This is a genomic window from Cupriavidus sp. USMAHM13 (genome assembly GCF_001854285.1).
GTDB classification, from domain to species: domain Bacteria; phylum Pseudomonadota; class Gammaproteobacteria; order Burkholderiales; family Burkholderiaceae; genus Cupriavidus; species Cupriavidus malaysiensis.
In genome coordinates this window covers 2,308,352-2,325,596 of sequence record NZ_CP017752.1, presented here as the reverse complement: position 1 = coordinate 2,325,596, position 17,245 = coordinate 2,308,352, and the positions used below count along the sequence as shown (strand labels likewise).

Sequence of the window (17,245 nt, the reverse complement as noted above, 5' to 3'; positions counted from 1 at the left end):
GACCTTGCGGCACCGCGCGGGGACGTGCCCTGCTCAGTCGTCGCTCAGTCGTCGCTCAGTCGTCGAAGTCCCAGAGCCGATGCAGGTCGAGCTGCAGCCGGGTGTCCGCCTCCAGCGCGTCGACCCGCGCCAAGCGCTCAGCCTGTTCGCTGTCGGCAAGATTGCGCCGCACCACCAGCAGCTCGGTCAGCCCCGCCTCCCCTTCGGCATAGGCGCGCCCGCTGCGCGCGGCCGCGCTGCGCTGCAGGGCCAGCGCCTGTGCCTGCGCCTCGGCCGCGCTGCGCTTGCCCTGCAAGGCGTGGTAGAGCTGCTCGAATTCCGCCCCCACCTTGCGCTCCACCGCCAGGCGCCGCCGCGCCGCCCCCTCGGCGTCGGCCGCGGCGGCGGCGGCGTTGCTGCGACGCGCCGCCGAGCCGAGCGGCATCGACACGCTGACACCGGCGATGCGCTCGGCTCCGCCGCGTTCGATGGTGACGAAGACGCCCACGGTGGGATCGGGGTGGCGTTCCAGGTCGATCCGCCGCGCCTGGCGCTGCGCCTGCAGTTCCTGCGCCTGGGCCAGCAGGAACTCGTGGCTGCCGAGCAGGTATTGGTTGCGCAATTGCGCAGCCGGCTCGGCCGGCATGTCCGGCAGCGCCGGCGTAGCGACCAGGGCTGCCGGCACCCCCAGCTCGGGGAAGCGCGCGCGCAGTTCCGCCTGCGCCGAGGCTTCCGCGGCACGGGCGGCCGCCAGGGCCGCCGTGGTGCGGGCGCGTTCCGCCAACGACAGTTCATGGTCCAGGCGCGCCGCATCGCCCGCCCGCAGACGGCGCTCCGTCACGCGCGCCAGCTCGGCCGCCAGCACATCGGCCGCCTGCGCCGCCGCGCGCGCCTGCTGCGCCCGCAGCGCGGCGAACCAGAGCGCAAGGACCTGCCGCGAGGCCTCGTGGCGCGCGTCCATCGCCGCCAGTCGCCCCGCCTGTTCTGTCACGTCGGCCAGATCGGCATCCGCGCCCGACTTGCCCCACAGCCGCAACGGTCGCTCCAGCAACAGTTGCCCCTCGGCAAAACGATCGGACGGGTCGCGCACGCGACGGCCCTGGGCCGTGGTGCGCAGCACGGTCTCCGCATTGCCGGCGCGGATGCCGCCTGCGCGCGCCAGCATCGCCTCACGCGCGGCTTCGGCCGCCTGCACGTCGGGCGCCTGCCGCACGGCTTCGCGCACCGCCGCCTCCTCCGGCAGCCATGCCGCCGCGGCCTGGGCCCAGGCCATTCCGGGCAAGGCGCCCAGCGGCACCGCCAGCGCCAGCGCGACCGCGAGCGTCACCCGCGCGCCGCCATTCCCCGCACCACCGCGGCGCTGCCGGTATCCGTCTCCGACTCCATATGCGACCGGCTTCATTGCACATCTCCTTGTCCAGGTGCCTGGCCGAGCGGCCGCCGGCCGCCACGCTGTTCGGGCAAGCCGAAGCGCTCGAACAACAGCGGCAGCAGCAGCAGGGTCAGCGCGGTCGAGCTCAGCAGGCCGCCAGTCACCACGATGGCGAGCGGGCGCTGGATTTCCGAGCCGGGGCCGCTCGCCAGCAGCAGCGGAATCATGCCCAGCGCGGTGATGCAGGCCGTCATCAGCACCGGACGCAAGCGGTCGCGCACGCCGGTGCGCACCGCCTCGGCCACCGGCAGGCCGGCCGCCAGCAGGGTGTTGAAGTGCGACACCAGCACCACACCGTTGAGCACGGCGATGCCCAGCAGCGCGATGAAGCCGACCGAGGCCGGCACCGACAGGTATTCGCCGGACAGCCGCAGCGCGGCCATGCCGCCGACCAGCGCAAAGGGGATATTGGCGATCACCAGCACGGCCTGGCGCAGCGCCCGGAAGGTCAGCATCAGCAGCAGGAAAATCGCGCCGAGCGCCAGCGGTACCACCAGCGCCAGGCGCGCCGCGGCGCGCTGCTGGTTCTCGAACTGCCCGCCCCAGGCCAGCCTCAGGTCCTTGGGCAGACCCGGCATGCCGGCCACCGCCGCGCGCGCCTCCGTGACGAAGCCGGCCAGGTCGCGGCCTTCCACGCTGACCTGGATCACCGCGAAGCGGCCGCCGTCTTCATGGTTGATGCGCACCGGGCCGACCGCCCGGCGCACCTCGGCCAGCGAGGTCAGCGGCCAGGCCTTGCCGTCGGGCGCACTCACCAGCAGCGCGCCGAAGCTCTCCGGCGTGCGCCGCAGCGCGTCGCTGCCGCGCAGGATCAGCGGCGTGCGCACCGTCCCCTCCGGCACCGTGCCGATCTGTTCGCCTTCCACCTGCGCGCGCAGCAGGGCCTGCAGCGCGTCGCCGGACAATCCGGCGCGCCCCAGCGCGGCGCGGTCGGGCGCCAGCGTCAGGTATTGCACGCCATCGTTGGCCGGCGCGATGACCTCGGCGGCGCCGCGGATGCGCCGCACGCGCTCGGCGATGGCCTGGGCGGCGCCGTCGATGGCGGTGAGATCGCTGCCGAAGATCTTGATGGCGACGTCGCCGCGGGTGCCGGTGAGCATCTCGGCCACGCGCATCTCGATCGGCTGGGTGAAGCCGTAGACCACGCCCGGAAAGCGTTCCATCACCCGCCGGATGGCTGCGGCGATGTCCTCCTTGCTGCCGCGCCATTGCGCTTTCGGCTGCAGCACCAGGAAGGTGTCGGTCTCGTTCAGGCCCATCGGGTCCAGGCCCAGGTCGTCCGAGCCGGTGCGCGCCACCACCGCGCGGATCTCCGGCACCTCGGCCAGCAGCGCACGCTGCAGGCGCAGGTCGAGGTCGACCGAGGCGTCCAGCGACACCGCCGGCGACTTCTGCACCTGCACGATCATGTCGCCCTCATCCATGCTCGGCATGAAGGTCTTGCCGACCGACGCGTACAGCACCGCGGCCAGCACCAGCGAGGCGCCAGCCACGCCGAACACGATGCGCGGGTGTGCCGTGCTCCAGCGCTGCATGCGCCCGAAGCCGGCCTGCAGCCGCCGCATCACCGGCGGCTGCGCGGCCCCGGCATGCACGCGCAGCAGCAGCGACGCGAGCGCCGGCACCACCGTGAAGGCGATCAGCACCGAGGCGCCCAAGGCCAGCACGATGGTCAGCGCCACCGGACCGAACAGTTTGCCTTCGAGGCCTTCCAGCGTCAGCAGCGGCAGGAAGACGATGGCGATGATCGACACCCCGGCCAGCATCGGCGCGGCCACCGCGCTGACCGCCCGCCGTATCACCGCCTCGCGCGCGAGACCTCCATCGTGCGCGAGGGCAGTCTCGATGTTCTCCACCACCACCACGGCGGCGTCCACCAGCATGCCCAGCGCGATGGCCAGGCCGCCCAGGCTCATCAGGTTGGCGCTCAGGCCCACGTAACGCATCAGCAGGAACGTCGCCAGCATCGACAGTGGCAGCGTGGCCGCCACCACCAGCGCGGCGCGCACGCCGCCCAGGAACAGGTACAGCACCACGATCACCAGCAGGCTGGCTTCGATCAGGGCGCGCACCACGGTATTGGCGGCGCGCGTGACCAGTTCGCCCCGGTCGTAGAACACATGGGTCGTCATACCCTTGGGCAGGCGGGGCGCCAGCGCGTCCAGCCGCGCCTGCACCGCCTGCACCAGGGCGCGCGCATCCGAGCCGCGCAGCCCCAGCACCAGTCCTTCCACGGCCTCGCCGCGGCCATCCTGGCTGACCGCGCCATTGCGCGTGGCCACCCCCAGCCGCACCGTGGCGACGTCGCCGACGCTCACCAGCGGCGCGTCGGCGGCACCCGCCGCGGGCAAGGCGATGCGGCGCAGGTCCTCGACGCCGCGCACGCCGCCCTCGACCCGCACCACCCAGTGCTCCTCGCCCTGCGCCACCCGGCCCGCGCCATCGTTGCGATGGTTGGCGTCCAGCGCCTGGCGCAACTGGTCGAGCGTGACACCGCGGGCGCGCAGGCGCGCCGGATCGGGTATCACCTCGAAGCTGCGCACCTCACCGCCGAGCACATTGACGTCGGCCACGCCGGGCACCGTGCGCAGGGCGGGCCGGATCACCCAGTCGAGCACACGCCGGCGCTCGGCCAGCGAGTAGCCCTCGCCCTCCACGGTGAACATGAACATCTCACCCAGCGGTGTGGTGATCGGCGCCAGCCCGCCGACCGCATTAGGCGGCAGGTCGCGCAGCAGCCCCGACAGGCGCTCCGACACCTGCTGGCGCGCCCAGTAGGGATCGACGCCCTCGGCGAAATCGACGGTGACATCGCTGATGCCGTACTTCGACACCGAGCGCACCATGGTCTTGTGGGGAATGCCGAGCAGTTCCTGCTCGACCGGCGTGGAGACGCGCTGCTCCACCTCCTCGGGCGTCATGCCCGGGACTTTCAGGATCACCTTGACCTGCGTCGGCGAGATGTCCGGGAAGGCATCGATCGGCAGGTTGAGGTAGGCCCAGGCGCCGGCCACGGCCAGCGCGCAGGCGGCGATCAGGACCAGCGCCCGCTGGCGCAGCGAGAAATCGATCAGGCCGGCCAGCATCATTGCCCCCCGCCCAGCATGCCCTTCAGCGCCGCGATGCCGGCCACCGCGACGCGCGCTCCCGCCGGCAGCGCGCCACGCACGGTCGCCGTGGCGTCGTCGGTGGACTCCACCGTCACCGGCACGAAGCGCGCCCCTTCCTTCGACTGGACGAATACCCCCGGCCGGTTCTGCCAGTAGGTCAAGGCCGCCGCGGGCACGCGCACGCGCCCGCCTTCGGCGCCTCCGGCCCCGCCGCCCGCGCCGCGCAGGCGCAGCGTGGCCGCTACGCTCTCGCCAGCCTGCAGGTCGCCGCGCTGCTCCAGCACCACGCGCACCCGTACGGCGCCGGTGCCGTCGCCCGCCGGCACCACCCCCGCCACGCTGCCACGCGCGCCGCGCGCGCGCACCTCCACCCGTTCGCCGCCGCGCGGCGCGGGCATGTCGCGGCCCAGCAGCAATTCCAGTTCCAGTGCCGTGGGGTCGACGATGCGGAAGAGCGGCGCGGCCGCGTCCACACGCACGCCCGGCACCGCGTTGACCTCGGCGATCATCCCTGCGCGGCCGGCCACCAGTTGCGCCTCGCCCCCGCGCGGCGCCATCGCCACGCCGGCCGCGGCCATCTCCGCCTCGCGCGCCCGCACCATCGCCGCGGCCTCGCCGGCGCGTGCCTGGCTGGACTGCAGCCGGCTGGCAGCGATGATGCCGTCTTCGTGCAGGCTGCGGTCGCGCGCCAGCACCTGGCCGGCCAGCGTCGCCTGCGAGCGCGCCTCGGCCAGCGCGCGCACCGCTTCATAGAGCTGGGGACTGGCGAAGCTGGCGAGCGGCTGGCCGGCGCGCACCGGCTGCCCGAGCGCCACCAGCACACGCGGCACCATGCCGGGATACGGCGCCGCCACCACGTACTGGGCGTCGGGCCGGAGCACGACGCGCGCATTGCCCGTGGCATCGAGCTCGGCGGCGGCGGCGGCCGGCGCGAAGCGCAGGCCGAGCGATTGCGACTGGGCCGCGCTCAGCGGCAAGGACTGCGCCTGCGCGCAGTCGGCGGCGAACACCACCAGCGCCGCCCAGCCGGCGGCGCGGAAAAAGGAAGGAAAAGACATGCCTGATTCGGGAGCAAGGGTCGGCAAAGCGCGCGCCTCCCAGGGGGAAGCGCGCGGGCACGCAACGCCGGCGGGGCCGGCGGGAATCAGGAAAGGAGCGGAGGAGCTTGCGCGGGAGGCGGCCGCGCGGGTCCGCGCCAGCGCCTCGGAGGCAGCGCCGTGCGTGGCCGCCAGCGCAGGGGCGGCGCATTGTCGAGGGTGCCCAGCAAGGCCACCAGGGCGCAGGCCAGGGCCACGAGCACGGCCGCAGGCCGCACCTCGAGCGTCATCAGCAGCGGGCCGATCGCGGTCTGCACGTCCACCTCGAGGGGCTCCTGCGCCACCGCCACCGCGTCGCCACTGCCGCTCTGCGCCGCCGCACCCACCTCGACGGGGATGCCATGCGGCATCTGCGAGTATCCGTACATCGCGCTTTGCTGAAACACATGCATGTGCCACCCCGTCCGCCCCGGCGTGCCGAAATGGCCGTGCAGCAGCGGCGTCAGCAGCTGCAGCAAGAACAGCAGCAGCAACAGGACGCCTCGGTAGAGGGGGGGGATGTCTTCAGCGCGCGACATGGCGCGAGATTGTATAGCAGACAGTGCGCGCTGCCATGACAATTCTCATACCACCCGCAAAAACCACACCATATGCGATTCATAATTCTTCGCATTTAGATTCATTATCTTATTCACATCGAGACCCAAGCCAGGGCCGCCGATACGCGCAAAGGAAATCCATCACCACAGGCGCGGGCAAACGCAGGGATGGCCAAGACTGGCTCCCATCGGCCAGAATCCAGGATGCGGCAGTACCCACCGGGAAACTCCCTCATCATTATCGAGGGGCCGTTTCCAGCTCGCACGAAATGCACAGGCATAATCCAGCCGCAATCGACACGGTAACAGCAGGGCAATAACAATGACTCGTATTCACAAGGAATTCCATAATGCTGACCGCATCGGCTGGCTGCGTGCGGCCGTGCTCGGCGCGAACGACGGGGTCATCTCCGTGGCCGCGCTGGTGCTGGGCGTCGCGGCCGCCGGCGCGCCACGCGCCAGCGTGCTGCTGACCGGCGTGGCCGGCCTGCTGGCCGGCGCGATGTCGATGGCCGCCGGCGAATACGTGTCGGTGAAGTCGCAGGCCGATACCGAGGACGCGGATATCCGGCGCGAGCGCCACGAACTCGCCTCCGACCCCGACCACGAACTGACCGAATTGACCGCCATCTATCGCGAGCGCGGCCTCGATCCCGCGCTGGCCCGCCAGGTGGCGGAACAGTTGACGGCCCACAACGCCCTGGAGGCGCACGCGCGTGACGAACTGGGCATCACCGCCACCCTGCGCGCGCGGCCGCTGCAGGCCGCGCTGGCCTCGGCCGCCTCGTTCACCGTGGGCGCGGCGATTCCCTTGCTGGCCGTGGTCGCCGCGCCGGCGGCATGGATCGGGGAAGCGCTGACGGCCACCACGCTGGCGGCCTTGCTGCTGCTCGGCGGGATGGCGGCACGCGCGGGCGGCGCCGCGGTCGCGCGCGGGGCGCTGCGCGTTTTCGTCTGGGGGGCGCTGGCGCTGGCGCTCACGGCGGGCGCGGGCTCCCTGTTCGGCGCAGCGCCCTGAGAGCCGGCCGCCTCCGTGAGAGCCGGCCGTCTTCGGCTCAGGGGCCGGCCAGCCCCGGTTGGGGATCGATCGCCGTTTCCAGGAAGCGCCGGCTGGCGGCCAGGATCTCATGGCGCGTCTGCGGGCTCTCGACCACCCGTGCCAGCAGGATGGCGCCCACGCACTGCGCGAGCAGGGCCCAGGCCGCATCCGCATCGCCCACACGGTCGCGCCAATCTTCCTGCAGGCGGCGCAGCGCGGCCTCCACTTCGGCCCGCACGCCAGGGCCGGCGCGCGCGATCTCTGCACCGAGCGCCGGCAGCACGCAGCCCGACTCCGGGTGTTCGGCATGGCCATCGCTCAGGTAGCGCCGCAGGCAGCGCGCCACGTGGTCGGGCGGTGCCTGTTCGTCGCCCGCCAGCATCTGCGCGCTATGTTCCAGTTCCCGCGCGACGATGGCAGCGAACAATGCGTCCTTCGAGGGGAAATGCCCGTAGAAGGCACCGCCGGTCAGTCCGATCGCACTCATCAGGGCATCGACCCCGGTGGTGCCGAAGCCTCCCTTCTTGGCAATCGCGCTGCTGCTGTCCAGCAGCTTTTCCCGCATGTCCCGCTTATGTGTTTCCGAATAGCGCATGGCCGCGCCCTCCCTGTCCCCCGCGGACGCTGCCGCCGGGATCTGCCCCGGTGCCGCCCGCCGGCTGCTCGGAACGATAGCATGACCATCGTTCAGCCATGAAGCGAAATGGTGGTGTGCTCCCAGCCGCGGGGCCTGTGCCTGGATGAACCGATTCCGCGCCGCCTCGTCAAACTGAACAACTGACGGCTTGCGCAGCGGCCGCCGGGCGCATCACGCATCACTGCAGCGCGCCCCGTGCGACGCGCCGTGCCTCAGTGCTCCCCCTTGCTTTCTCGTGTCCCTCCCCGCCCCCAGGAGATGTACATGCTGAGTCCACACGAAATCGCCACCTTGATGCTGCTGCGGGATCGCCCCGATCCCTTGCAGCTCGATCCGATCGACCTCGAAGCCTTGATCCGCCACGACCTGGTGCGCGTCGAGCCGCTGCGGCAAGGTCCTGCCTTCCCCCGCCTGACCCGGCGCGGCCGCACCTTCCTCGAGGCATTCGCGGCATTCGCGCGTGAACCCGCCGGCCTGCCCGGCCGGTTCTCCTGATCCCGGCCCCGCCTCCTGGCGCGGCCGGGCGGGCGGCCCGGCCCATGCCAAAGGGGGGCTTGACGCCATTCCCCGCGTCGCCGATGGTTATCCCATGATCGCGACGATGTGATGCATGCCCGGCGCAAGGAACGCGCCGACCCGCCACCCTCGCCGCACCAAGCCCCTGCGGGCGCCACAACCGCCACATTGCGCCGGCCCGGCGCGCAAAGGAAGGCCTCCGTCCACGATGAGCCCCTGGCTGCCCAAGCTGGACCTCCCCACGGCGCTGCTGTTCGCAGGCATCAGCTATGCCTTGCTTGCGGCGGTCGTCTTCACGCTGTGGCAGGGCAGCCTCGGACGGCGCGGCGGCGGCTGGTGGCTGTGGAACGAGGTCGTGCTGGCGGTGGGGACGCTGATCCTGCTGACGACGCCGGTGCTGCCGCGCTGGCTGGTGCTGTCGCTGTCGAACATCCTGCTGTTCTTTTCCCTGCCGCTGCTGGGCGCGGGACTCAACGACTTCCTGCATCGCGCGGCGCGCACGGAGGTCCTGTGGCTATGGGCCATGGGCGTGGCCGCGGCCTCCCTGTGGGCGCTCACCTATGTGACGGACGCAGGCTATACGGCACGCAGCGTGGCCGTGACGGCGGGCCTGACCTTGCAGGGCGTGGCCTTGTTCAGCGTGGTCGCCAAGCACGGCGACCGCTTGCCGACCGCGGCGCGGCGCCTGTTCCAGGGCGCCTTGATCGTGCTGCTGCTGACCTGCCTGGAGCGCCTGGGACGGCTGGCCTACAGCGATACCGCTTCGCCGGTGGCCGCCATCCCCGATGCGCTGCTGCTGACGCTGGCGGGGCAGGTCGCCAACTTCGCCTTCGTCTGCGCCATGCTGATCTTCCTGCACACGGAACAGCAGGAAAAGCTGCTGCTGGTGCAGCAGCAGCTCGAGTTCCGCGCCAATACCGACAGCCTCACCGGAGTGGCGAGCCGCTCCCATTTCGAGGCGACCGCCGCGGGCTGGCTGGCGCACGCCGCGCTGCAGGACCAGCCACTGGCACTGATGCTGCTCGACGTCGATCGTTTCAAGGAGGTCAACGACCGTTTCGGCCATCTTGCCGGCGATCAGGTGCTGCGCGAACTCGGCGCCCTGCTGCGCGCGCTGGCCGGTGCCGACGGCCTGTCGGGCCGACTGGGCGGGGACGAGTTTGCCGTGCTGGTCGGTTCGCCCGAGGCCGAGGCCGTGCATGAGATGGCGGCGCGCCTGCACCAGCTCGCCGCCTGCGTGCACCTGCCCGACGGGCAGCCACTGCGGCTCAGCATCGGCGCCGTGCGGTTCCGCCTGGGCGAGACCTTCGACGAAGCCTATGCGCGCGCCGACCGCGGGCTCTACGATGCCAAGCAAGGCGGTCCCGCGCGGCCGCGCCGGTCCATCATGGCCGCCAACGACGCGGCCGCTTGAATGGCTGTCCGAGCGGCCCGCGGCCCGCGCCTCGCGGTGCCGGCCGCGCCGCTGGGCTCAGCTCAACCCGTCGAGCACCAGGTGGCGGCCGTGCACGGCATCGGCCGCGGCGGAGGCCAGAAAGGCGATCGCCTCCGCCGCCTGTGCGGTCGACACCCAGGCGGACGGATCCGCGTCCGGCATGGCCTGCCGGTTAGCCGGCGTGTCCAGCACGCTGGGAGCGACGCTGTTGACATGGACGCCGGCGCCGCGCACCTCCTGCGACAGGCTCTCCACCAAGCGCTGCAGCGCGCTTTTCGACGCGCAGTAAGCCGACATGCCGGCCACCCCGGCCGCCGCCGAGCGCGCCGATACCGCCACCACCCGGCCGCTGCCGCGCGCCAGCATCGGCGGCAGGAACGGGCCGGTCACCGCCACCAGCGACCAGGCATTGAGGTCCATCATGCGCTGCCAGGCAGCACGGCTCAGCGCGTGAACGGGCTCGCCCATCTCGAAGCCGCCCGCTACGTGCACCAGCACGTCGACCTGGCCGAGCGCGCCGAGGATGACACCGGCCGCCTGTGCCATGGCGTCGGGCGAGGTCACGTCGGCCGCGTGCAGCAGCGGCGGCGGTGTGCCACCCATGCCACCGAAGGCCGCCTGCAGCGGCGCCAGTTCCCGGTCGATCAGTGCCAGCCGCGCCCCTTCCCGGGCAAAGCGCGCTGCTACCGCGCGACCGAGCGCGCCCGCCGCACCGGTGATGACCACGCCGCGCAAGGATTCACCTGCTTGCATCGTCCACCCTCCCCGCTCTGCTGCCGCCCGCACCCGGTGCGTGCCGGCAGGGTTGTTCCCCCGGGCCGGTCGCCAGGACCGCCCGGCCGTTCCCGCCGACGCGCGGCCGGGCACCTTCCACCATAGCGGCCGGCGCGCGGGACGCAAGGAGCGACGGCCTGCCGCGGCCCCAGCCGGTCTCCCACGGCCTCACCCGCCCTCGCTAGCCAGCCGCACCAGGATCGGGCAAGATGCGGCAGCCCCGCCCGCGCGGGCCGCCCCGCTTTTCACTTTCCGCGTCCCAAGCCGAACCGAAGTGTCCAGTCCCCGCACCACCGACTCCAACCATGGCACTGCCATCGCCGTGCTCGCCCTGGTGGGTTCCATGGCCTCCCTGTGCCTCGGCACCTCGTTCGCCAAGAGCCTGTTCCAGGCCCTGGGCGCGCAGGGCACCACCACGCTGCGGGTCGGGTTCTCCGCCCTGATCCTGCTGACGGTATGGCGGCCCTGGCGCTTCCCCCTGAGCGCCGCGCACGCACGCGCGATCGCGCTGTACGGCGCCGCCCTGGGCGCCACCAATCTGATGTTCTACCTGTCCCTGCGCACCATCCCGCTGGGGCTGGCCATCGCCATCGAATTCACCGGGCCGCTGACCGTGGCGGTGTTGTCGTCGCGGCGCGCGCTCGATTTCGTCTGGATCGCATGCGCCCTGCTCGGGCTGGTGCTGTTGCTGCCGCTGGATGCCGCCGCCGCACGGCTGGACCCTACCGGCATGGCCTTCGCGCTGGCCGCCGGGGTTGGCTGGGCCCTCTATATCGTGTTCGGCAAGCGCGCCGGCCAGGCACATGGCGGCCAGGCCACGTCGCTGGGCTTGACCATGGCGGCGCTGGTGGTGGCGCCCTTCGGCGTGGCTCACGCGGGCAGCGCCTTGCTGAGCCCGCCGCTGCTCGCCGCCGGCCTGGCTGTCGGCCTGCTGTCGAGCGCGGTGCCCTATTCACTGGAGATGGTGGCGCTGAAGCGGCTGCCGCCACGCACCTTCGGCATCCTGTTGAGCCTGGAACCGGCCATGGGCGCGCTCGCCGGCCTGGCGTTGCTGCATGAACAACTCAGCGGCAGGCAGTGGCTGGCCATCGGCGCCATCATCATCGCCTCGGTCGGGGCCACCGCCACCGCCCGCCGCGCGAGTGGCGCGGCTGCGGCCGCCGACTGACAGGCTGGCTCAACGCGAGAGCGAAGGCCCCGCCGCCGGCGCACGTGCCCCGCCGGACTCCTCCGCACGGTCCAGCGCGACCTCGACCAGGTGCAGCATGCTGTCCTCGGGATTGCGGCGCAGATGGAAACCGCAGTCGCGCAGCAGGGCCAGCATGCGGCGGTTCTCGCTGAGGACGTCGCCGCGCATGCGATGCAGGCCGGCGCTGCGCGCCAGTTCTCGCAGCTTGCCGATCAGGCGGCGGCCCAGGCCCTTGCCCTGCCAGTCGTCATCGACGGCAACGGCAAACTCCGCCGTGTCCTGGTTGACCACGTACTGGCCGTTGGCGACGATGCGCTCGCCCTGGTCCGTGTCCACCAGCACCAGCATCGCCACGCCGCCATCGGTGGCCGAGGCCAGGAAGCTCTCGAGGACCGGCTCGGCCACGCGTCCGCCGGTCAGATAGCGGAAGTAGCGGCTTTCCCGTGACAGGCCATCGACGAAGGCACGCAACGCGGGCCCGTCCGCCGTGGTGGCCGGGCGCACCGCCAACCGCACACCGTCCCGCAGGACCCACTCCTGAACTGCCAGGGGCGGCACCCCGCAATCCGCCATCGTGGCAGCATCCGCGCGAGCGAGGGAAGCGGTGAAAGACATGGCGACTCCTGACTACACAAAACGTATTCAGAGTATAGGGGAGAACCTGAGTTTTGCAAATGAAGTCAGCATGCTATGCTGATCTCATCATGAAACCGCGCGACCCTGTCCTCGACCAATGCTCCATCGCGGCCACGCTCGCGCTGATCGGCGAGAAGTGGACGATGCTGATCCTGCGCGATGTCTTCCACGGCATCCGGCGTTTCGACGACTTCCTCGAACGCCTGCAATGCTCGCCGGCAGTGCTGTCGGCACGCCTGAAGACCCTGACGGACGCCGGCATCCTGCGCCGCGTCGGCTACCGCGAACCCGGCGCGCGCGAGCGCTTCGAATATCGCCCGACACGCGCCGCCGTCGAGTTGCTGCCGGTGCTGGTCGGCCTGATGCAATGGGGGGATGCCCACCTCAGTCCGGATGGCCAGGGACCGGTGGTGCTGCGCGCACGCACGAGCGGCCGGCCCGTCCATGCCGCCCTGGTGGACGATACGGGCGAGGCGGTCTCGCCGTCGGACATCGCGGTCCAGCGCATTCCGCGCACCGCCACCCGCACTACCACCTCCGGCGCCGCCGACGCCGCCGACATGCCGCCGGCCGCCTGAGCCGGCGCCGGCACGGCACCCGCTTGATGCATTGCGCCGCACCATTCGCGTGCGGCCCCTCCCGCCCCCTCCCGCCAATTCCCCGGCATGGCGCATGATGCGCCGCGGCAAGCAGATGGCGGCGCCAGTGGCGCGCACCTCCTTCGGTGGAAAACAACCGATAAGGCACTTGCAGTCCCTGGCACAGCGCTTGCGTAATGGAACGCAGGCGGGCCAACGGCGGTTCGCCTGACAAACAGCGCGCCGGCCATCCCACGTGGCCGGCGTCAGGACAACGGCGTCCCCTGGACCGGTCTGCGACCGGTTCGCGGGACGCCTTTTGTTTTCCGGAGCCCGCCCATGAACGGCAAAGCCACCCGCATCGAACTGCTGAGCCTGCGCACCCCGCAGATGCGCGCCTTCCATCTGTCCTGGATGGCCTTCTTCGTCTGCTTCTTCGCCTGGTTCGCCTGCGCGCCGCTGATGCCGGTGCTCAAGGGTGAGTTCCACCTGACCCCGGCGCAGATCGCCAATATCAATATCGCCGCGGTGGCCGTCACCATCCTCGTGCGGCTGGTGATCGGCCCGATGTGCGACCGCTTCGGCCCGCGCAAGACCTATACCGCGCTGCTGGCACTCGGCGCCATCCCGGTGCTGGGCGTGGCGCTGGCCCGCAACTACGAGACCTTCCTGGTGTTCCGCCTGCTGATCGGCGCGGTCGGGGCCAGTTTCGTCATCACGCAGTACCACACCTCGGTGATGTTCGCGCCCAACGTGGTCGGCACCGCCAACGCCGCCAGCGCCGGCTGGGGCAATGCCGGCGGCGGCGTGGCGCAGGGCGCGATGCCGCTGCTGCTGGCCGCCGTGCTGATGCTGGGCGTGGACCATGCGCTCGGCTGGCGCCTCGCGCTGCTGGTGCCGGGCATGCTGATGCTGGCCATGGCCGCGCTTTACTGGCGCTACGCCCAGGATTGCCCGCAAGGCAACTACGCCGAACTGCGCGCCCGCGGCATCGCCATCGACGGCGGCAAGAAGGGCGGCTGGGACAGCTTCCGCGCCGCCAGCGCCAACTACCGCGTGTGGCTGCTGTTCATCACCTATGGCGCCTGCTTCGGCGTGGAGCTGTTCATCCACAACGTGGCCGCGAGCTACTACGTCGACCGCTTCGGCCTGTCGCTCGGCAGCGCCGGCATGGCCGCCGCCAGCTTCGGCCTGCTTGCCCTGTTCGCCCGTGCCCTGGGTGGGTGGCTGTCGGACAAGGTGGCGCGGCGCCGCGGCCTGGACGCACGCACCACGCTGCTGTTCGTGCTGATCCTCGGCGAGGGCCTGGGGCTGCTGTGGTTCGCCCACGCCGACCACTTCGCGCTGGCACTGGCCGCCATGCTCGCCTTCGGCCTGTTCACCCACATGGCCTGCGGTGCCACCTATGCGCTGGTGCCCTTCATCGACCGCAAGGCGCTCGGCGGCGTTGCCGGCATCATCGGCGCGGGCGGCAACGTCGGCGCGGTCGCGGCCGGCTTCCTGCTCAAGGGCTTGGGCAACCTGCAGCTGACGCTGTCGGTGCTCGGCCTAGTCGCGGTCGGCGCCGCCCTGTGCGCCATCGCTATCCGCTTCAGCGCCGACCACAAGGCCAGCGAACAAGCCCTCTATGACAACGCCCTGGCCAACTGAGCCAGCCGATCCCCAGTCCCAGGCCCAATCCCGCCACCGGATCGCCCCAGCAAGGAAAGCATCATGAATATCATCGTCATCGGACACGGCATGGTCGGCCACAAGTTCCTGGAATGCCTGGCCGAGTCCGGCGCCCAGGACCTCACGGTGACGGTACTGTGCGAGGAAGCGCGCCCCGCCTACGACCGCGTGCACCTGTCCGAGTTCTTCTCGGGCAAGTCCGCCGACGACCTCTCGCTGGTGGCGCCGGGCTTCTTCGCCGAGCACGGCAATATGCTGCTGCGCCTGAACGACCGTGCCGCCGCCATCGATACCGCCGCGCGCACGGTCACCACGGCCGGCGGCGAGACCCTGCACTATGACAAGCTGGTGCTGGCCACCGGCTCCTACCCCTTCGTGCCGCCGGTGCCCGGCAAGGACCGCCGCAACTGCTTCGTCTACCGCACCATCGAAGACCTGGAAGCGATGCAGGCCCGCGGCGCCCACGCCCGCTCCGGCGTGGTGATCGGCGGCGGCCTGCTCGGCCTCGAATGCGCCAAGGCGCTGCGCGACATGGGCCTGCAGACCCATGTGGTGGAGTTCGCCCCGCGCCTGATGGCGGTGCAGGTCGACGACGGCGGCGGCCGCATGCTGCGCCAGAAGATCGAGGCGCTCGGCGTGACGGTCCACACCGGCAAGAACACGCTGGAGATCGTCGACGGCGAGCACGGCACCCATCGCATGCGCTTCGCCGACGGCAGCCACCTCGACACCGACATGATCGTGTTCTCGGCCGGCATCCGCCCGCGCGACGAACTGGCGCGCGCCGCCGGGCTGCGTGTCGGCGAGCGTGGCGGCATCGCCATCGACGACCAGTGCCTGACCTCGGACCCGCATATCTACGCCATCGGCGAATGCGCACTGTGGCAGGGCAAGCTATTCGGCCTGGTCGCGCCGGGCTACGACATGGCGCGCGTGGTGGCGCGCCAGCTGCGCGGCGAGGCGGCGTCGTTCGCCGGGGCGGACCTGAGCACCAAGCTCAAGTTGATGGGCGTGGACGTGGCCAGCATCGGCGACCCGCACGGCCAGGTGCCGGGAAGCCGCGCCTACCACTTCGCCGACGAGCGCAAGCAGGTCTACAAGAAGCTGGTCGTGTCCGAGTGCGGCAAGCACCTGCTGGGCGGCGTGCTGGTCGGCGACGCGGCCGAGTACGGCACCCTGCTGCAGATGATGCTCAACCGCATCGAGCTGCCGGAATCGCCTGAATTCCTCATCCTGCCCGCCGCCGACGGCAAGGCGCGCCCCGCGCTCGGCGCCGACGCGCTGCCCGACGGCGCCCAGATCTGCTCCTGCAACAACGTCAGCAAGGGCGAGATCTGCGCCGCCGTCAGCGACGGCGCCACCAGCATCGGCGCGCTCAAGTCCTGCACCAAGGCCGGCACCGCCTGCGGTGGCTGCGTGCCGCTGGTCACGCAGATCATGAAGGCGCAGATGCAGAAGCAGGGCCTGGCGGTCAGCAACCACCTGTGCGAGCACTTCCCCTACTCGCGCCAGGAGCTCTACCACCTGGTGCGGGTCGGCAAGTTCAAGTCCTTCGACGACCTGCTTGCTGCCCACGGCAAGGGCCTGGGCTGCGACATCTGCAAGCCGGCGGTGGGCAGCATCCTGGCCTCGTGCTGGAACGACTTCGTGCTGAAGGAAGAGCACGCCGGCCTGCAGGATTCGAACGACTATTTCCTCGCCAACATCCAGAAGGACGGCACCTATTCCGTGGTGCCGCGCATGCCCGGCGGCGAGGTCACGCCGGACGGCCTGATCGCGGTCGGCCGCATCGCCAAGAAGTATGGCCTGTACACCAAGATCACCGGCGGCGCGCGTGTCGACATGTTCGGCGCGCGCCTGGAAGAACTGCCGCGGATCTGGGAAGAACTGATCGCCGCGGGCTTCGAGTCGGGCCACGCCTACGGCAAGTCGCTGCGCACGGTGAAGTCTTGCGTGGGCTCGACCTGGTGCCGCTATGGCGTCGACGACTCGGTCGGCCTGGCGGTCGCGCTGGAGAACCGCTACAAGGGCCTGCGCGCCCCGCACAAGATCAAGTTCGGCGTGTCCGGCTGCACGCGCGAGTGCGCCGAGGCGCAAGGCAAGGACGTCGGCGTGATCGCCACCGAGCGCGGCTGGAACCTGTACGTATGCGGCAACGGCGGCATGAAGCCGCGCCATGCCGAACTGCTGGCGGGCGACCTCGACCGCGACACCCTGATGCGCTACATCGACCGCTTCCTGATGTTCTACATCCGCACCGCCGACCGCCTCCAGCGCACCAGCGTCTGGCGCGACAACCTGGAAGGCGGGCTCGACTACCTGAAGGCCGTGGTGGTCGACGACAAGCTCGGCCTCGGCGCCGAACTGGAAGCCGAGATGCAGCACGTGGTCGATACCTACGAGGATGAATGGAAGCGCGCCGTGACCGATCCGGAAACGCGCCGCCGCTTCCGCCACTTCGTCAACAGCGATCACCGCGACGACAACCTGGTCTTCATGGAAGAGCGCGGCCAGATCCGCCCCGCCACGCCGGAGGAACGGAAATTGCAGCGTTCCCGCGTGAGCCACATCCCCGTGGTCGCCGTGCCCGCCAATGCAGCATGAAATCAAGGA

The 17,245-nt window shown here is 71.1% G+C and carries 14 protein-coding genes; 7 read left to right on the top strand and 7 right to left on the bottom strand.

Annotated elements, in window-relative coordinates; all coding sequences use genetic code 11:
- Nucleotides 1-55 precede the first annotated feature (55 nt).
- The 4 genes from BKK81_RS28505 to BKK81_RS28490 all read right to left on the bottom strand — a co-directional run bounded on the left by BKK81_RS28505 (nt 56) and on the right by BKK81_RS28490 (nt 6,091).
- Entirely contained in the window at nt 56-1,252 is a 1,197-nt protein-coding gene (locus BKK81_RS28505) for a TolC family protein (RefSeq protein ID WP_071022518.1), read from the bottom strand.
- Between the two features lie 125 nt (nt 1,253-1,377).
- Complete coding sequence (locus tag BKK81_RS28500; protein WP_071022515.1) at nt 1,378-4,497, bottom strand: efflux RND transporter permease subunit; 3,120 nt, start codon at nt 4,495-4,497, stop codon at nt 1,378-1,380.
- Nucleotides 4,497-5,579 (bottom strand): efflux RND transporter periplasmic adaptor subunit, encoded by a 1,083-nt coding sequence (locus tag BKK81_RS28495; protein WP_071019875.1) that lies wholly within the window; start codon nt 5,577-5,579, stop codon nt 4,497-4,499. Before BKK81_RS28495 ends, BKK81_RS28500 begins: the two co-directional genes overlap by 1 nt.
- An 86-nt stretch (nt 5,580-5,665) precedes the next feature.
- Entirely contained in the window at nt 5,666-6,091 is a 426-nt protein-coding gene (locus tag BKK81_RS28490; protein WP_083384505.1) for a hypothetical protein, read from the bottom strand.
- Between the two features lie 388 nt (nt 6,092-6,479).
- On the opposite strand from BKK81_RS28490, the gene BKK81_RS28485 reads away from it, so the two are divergent.
- Complete coding sequence (locus tag BKK81_RS28485) at nt 6,480-7,175, top strand: VIT1/CCC1 transporter family protein (protein ID WP_071019870.1); 696 nt, start codon at nt 6,480-6,482, stop codon at nt 7,173-7,175.
- A 37-nt stretch (nt 7,176-7,212) separates the two neighbouring features.
- Here BKK81_RS28485 and BKK81_RS28480 read toward each other — a convergent pair whose 3' ends face one another.
- The gene (locus tag BKK81_RS28480) at nt 7,213-7,761 is read right to left on the bottom strand and encodes a TetR/AcrR family transcriptional regulator (RefSeq protein WP_231908120.1); all 549 of its coding nucleotides are present in this window, start codon (nt 7,759-7,761) and stop codon (nt 7,213-7,215) included.
- 336 nt (nt 7,762-8,097) lie between these two features.
- Here BKK81_RS28480 and BKK81_RS28475 point away from each other — a divergent pair, with 336 nt between their 5' ends.
- Both BKK81_RS28475 and BKK81_RS36855 read left to right on the top strand, forming a co-directional pair.
- Nucleotides 8,098-8,328, top strand: coding sequence for a hypothetical protein (locus BKK81_RS28475; protein WP_071019864.1), 231 nt, complete (start codon nt 8,098-8,100; stop codon nt 8,326-8,328).
- A gap of 229 nt (nt 8,329-8,557) precedes the next feature.
- Nucleotides 8,558-9,763, top strand: a complete 1,206-nt coding sequence (locus BKK81_RS36855) for a GGDEF domain-containing protein (RefSeq protein WP_071019862.1) — start codon at nt 8,558-8,560, stop codon at nt 9,761-9,763.
- Between the two features lie 57 nt (nt 9,764-9,820).
- Here BKK81_RS36855 and BKK81_RS28465 read toward each other — a convergent pair whose 3' ends face one another.
- On the bottom strand, nt 9,821-10,537 hold the full coding sequence (locus BKK81_RS28465; protein WP_071019860.1) for an SDR family NAD(P)-dependent oxidoreductase: 717 nt from the start codon (nt 10,535-10,537) through the stop codon (nt 9,821-9,823).
- 364 nt (nt 10,538-10,901) lie between these two features.
- On the opposite strand from BKK81_RS28465, the gene BKK81_RS28460 reads away from it, so the two are divergent.
- Nucleotides 10,902-11,726: an EamA family transporter gene (locus BKK81_RS28460; RefSeq protein WP_083384792.1), complete on the top strand. Its 825-nt coding sequence runs from the start codon at nt 10,902-10,904 to the stop codon at nt 11,724-11,726.
- A 9-nt stretch (nt 11,727-11,735) separates the two neighbouring features.
- Here BKK81_RS28460 and BKK81_RS28455 read toward each other — a convergent pair whose 3' ends face one another.
- Complete coding sequence (locus BKK81_RS28455) at nt 11,736-12,362, bottom strand: GNAT family N-acetyltransferase (protein ID WP_083384504.1); 627 nt, start codon at nt 12,360-12,362, stop codon at nt 11,736-11,738.
- Nucleotides 12,363-12,451: 89 nt separating this feature from the next.
- Between BKK81_RS28455 and BKK81_RS28450 the strand changes: the two genes are divergently transcribed.
- The 3 genes from BKK81_RS28450 (at nt 12,452) to nirB (ending at nt 17,236) form a co-directional block, all read left to right on the top strand.
- Nucleotides 12,452-12,961: a winged helix-turn-helix transcriptional regulator gene (locus tag BKK81_RS28450; protein ID WP_071019855.1), complete on the top strand. Its 510-nt coding sequence runs from the start codon at nt 12,452-12,454 to the stop codon at nt 12,959-12,961.
- A 339-nt stretch (nt 12,962-13,300) separates the two neighbouring features.
- Nucleotides 13,301-14,611: an MFS transporter gene (locus tag BKK81_RS28445; protein WP_071019852.1), complete on the top strand. Its 1,311-nt coding sequence runs from the start codon at nt 13,301-13,303 to the stop codon at nt 14,609-14,611.
- A gap of 63 nt (nt 14,612-14,674) precedes the next feature.
- Nucleotides 14,675-17,236: a nitrite reductase large subunit NirB gene (gene nirB / locus BKK81_RS28440; protein ID WP_071019850.1), complete on the top strand. Its 2,562-nt coding sequence runs from the start codon at nt 14,675-14,677 to the stop codon at nt 17,234-17,236.
- Nucleotides 17,237-17,245 lie beyond the last annotated feature (9 nt).

Excerpts from the sequence above, each read along its gene's own strand:
- BKK81_RS28505 (WP_071022518.1), bottom strand. The coding sequence starts at position 1,252 with ATGGCCTGGGCCCAGGCCGCGGCGGCATGGCTGCCGGAGGAGGCGGCG.
- BKK81_RS28500 (WP_071022515.1), bottom strand. The coding sequence starts at position 4,497 with ATGCTGGCCGGCCTGATCGATTTCTCGCTGCGCCAGCGGGCGCTGGTC.
- BKK81_RS28495 (WP_071019875.1), bottom strand. The coding sequence starts at position 5,579 with ATGTCTTTTCCTTCCTTTTTCCGCGCCGCCGGCTGGGCGGCGCTGGTG.
- BKK81_RS28485 (WP_071019870.1), top strand. The coding sequence starts at position 6,480 with ATGACTCGTATTCACAAGGAATTCCATAATGCTGACCGCATCGGCTGG.
- BKK81_RS28480 (WP_231908120.1), bottom strand. The coding sequence starts at position 7,761 with ATGCGGGAAAAGCTGCTGGACAGCAGCAGCGCGATTGCCAAGAAGGGA.
- BKK81_RS28475 (WP_071019864.1), top strand. The coding sequence starts at position 8,098 with ATGCTGAGTCCACACGAAATCGCCACCTTGATGCTGCTGCGGGATCGC.
- BKK81_RS36855 (WP_071019862.1), top strand. The coding sequence starts at position 8,558 with ATGAGCCCCTGGCTGCCCAAGCTGGACCTCCCCACGGCGCTGCTGTTC.
- BKK81_RS28465 (WP_071019860.1), bottom strand. The coding sequence starts at position 10,537 with ATGCAAGCAGGTGAATCCTTGCGCGGCGTGGTCATCACCGGTGCGGCG.
- BKK81_RS28460 (WP_083384792.1), top strand. The coding sequence starts at position 10,902 with ATGGCCTCCCTGTGCCTCGGCACCTCGTTCGCCAAGAGCCTGTTCCAG.
- BKK81_RS28455 (WP_083384504.1), bottom strand. The coding sequence starts at position 12,362 with ATGTCTTTCACCGCTTCCCTCGCTCGCGCGGATGCTGCCACGATGGCG.
- BKK81_RS28450 (WP_071019855.1), top strand. The coding sequence starts at position 12,452 with ATGAAACCGCGCGACCCTGTCCTCGACCAATGCTCCATCGCGGCCACG.
- BKK81_RS28445 (WP_071019852.1), top strand. The coding sequence starts at position 13,301 with ATGAACGGCAAAGCCACCCGCATCGAACTGCTGAGCCTGCGCACCCCG.
- nirB (WP_071019850.1), top strand. The coding sequence starts at position 14,675 with ATGAATATCATCGTCATCGGACACGGCATGGTCGGCCACAAGTTCCTG.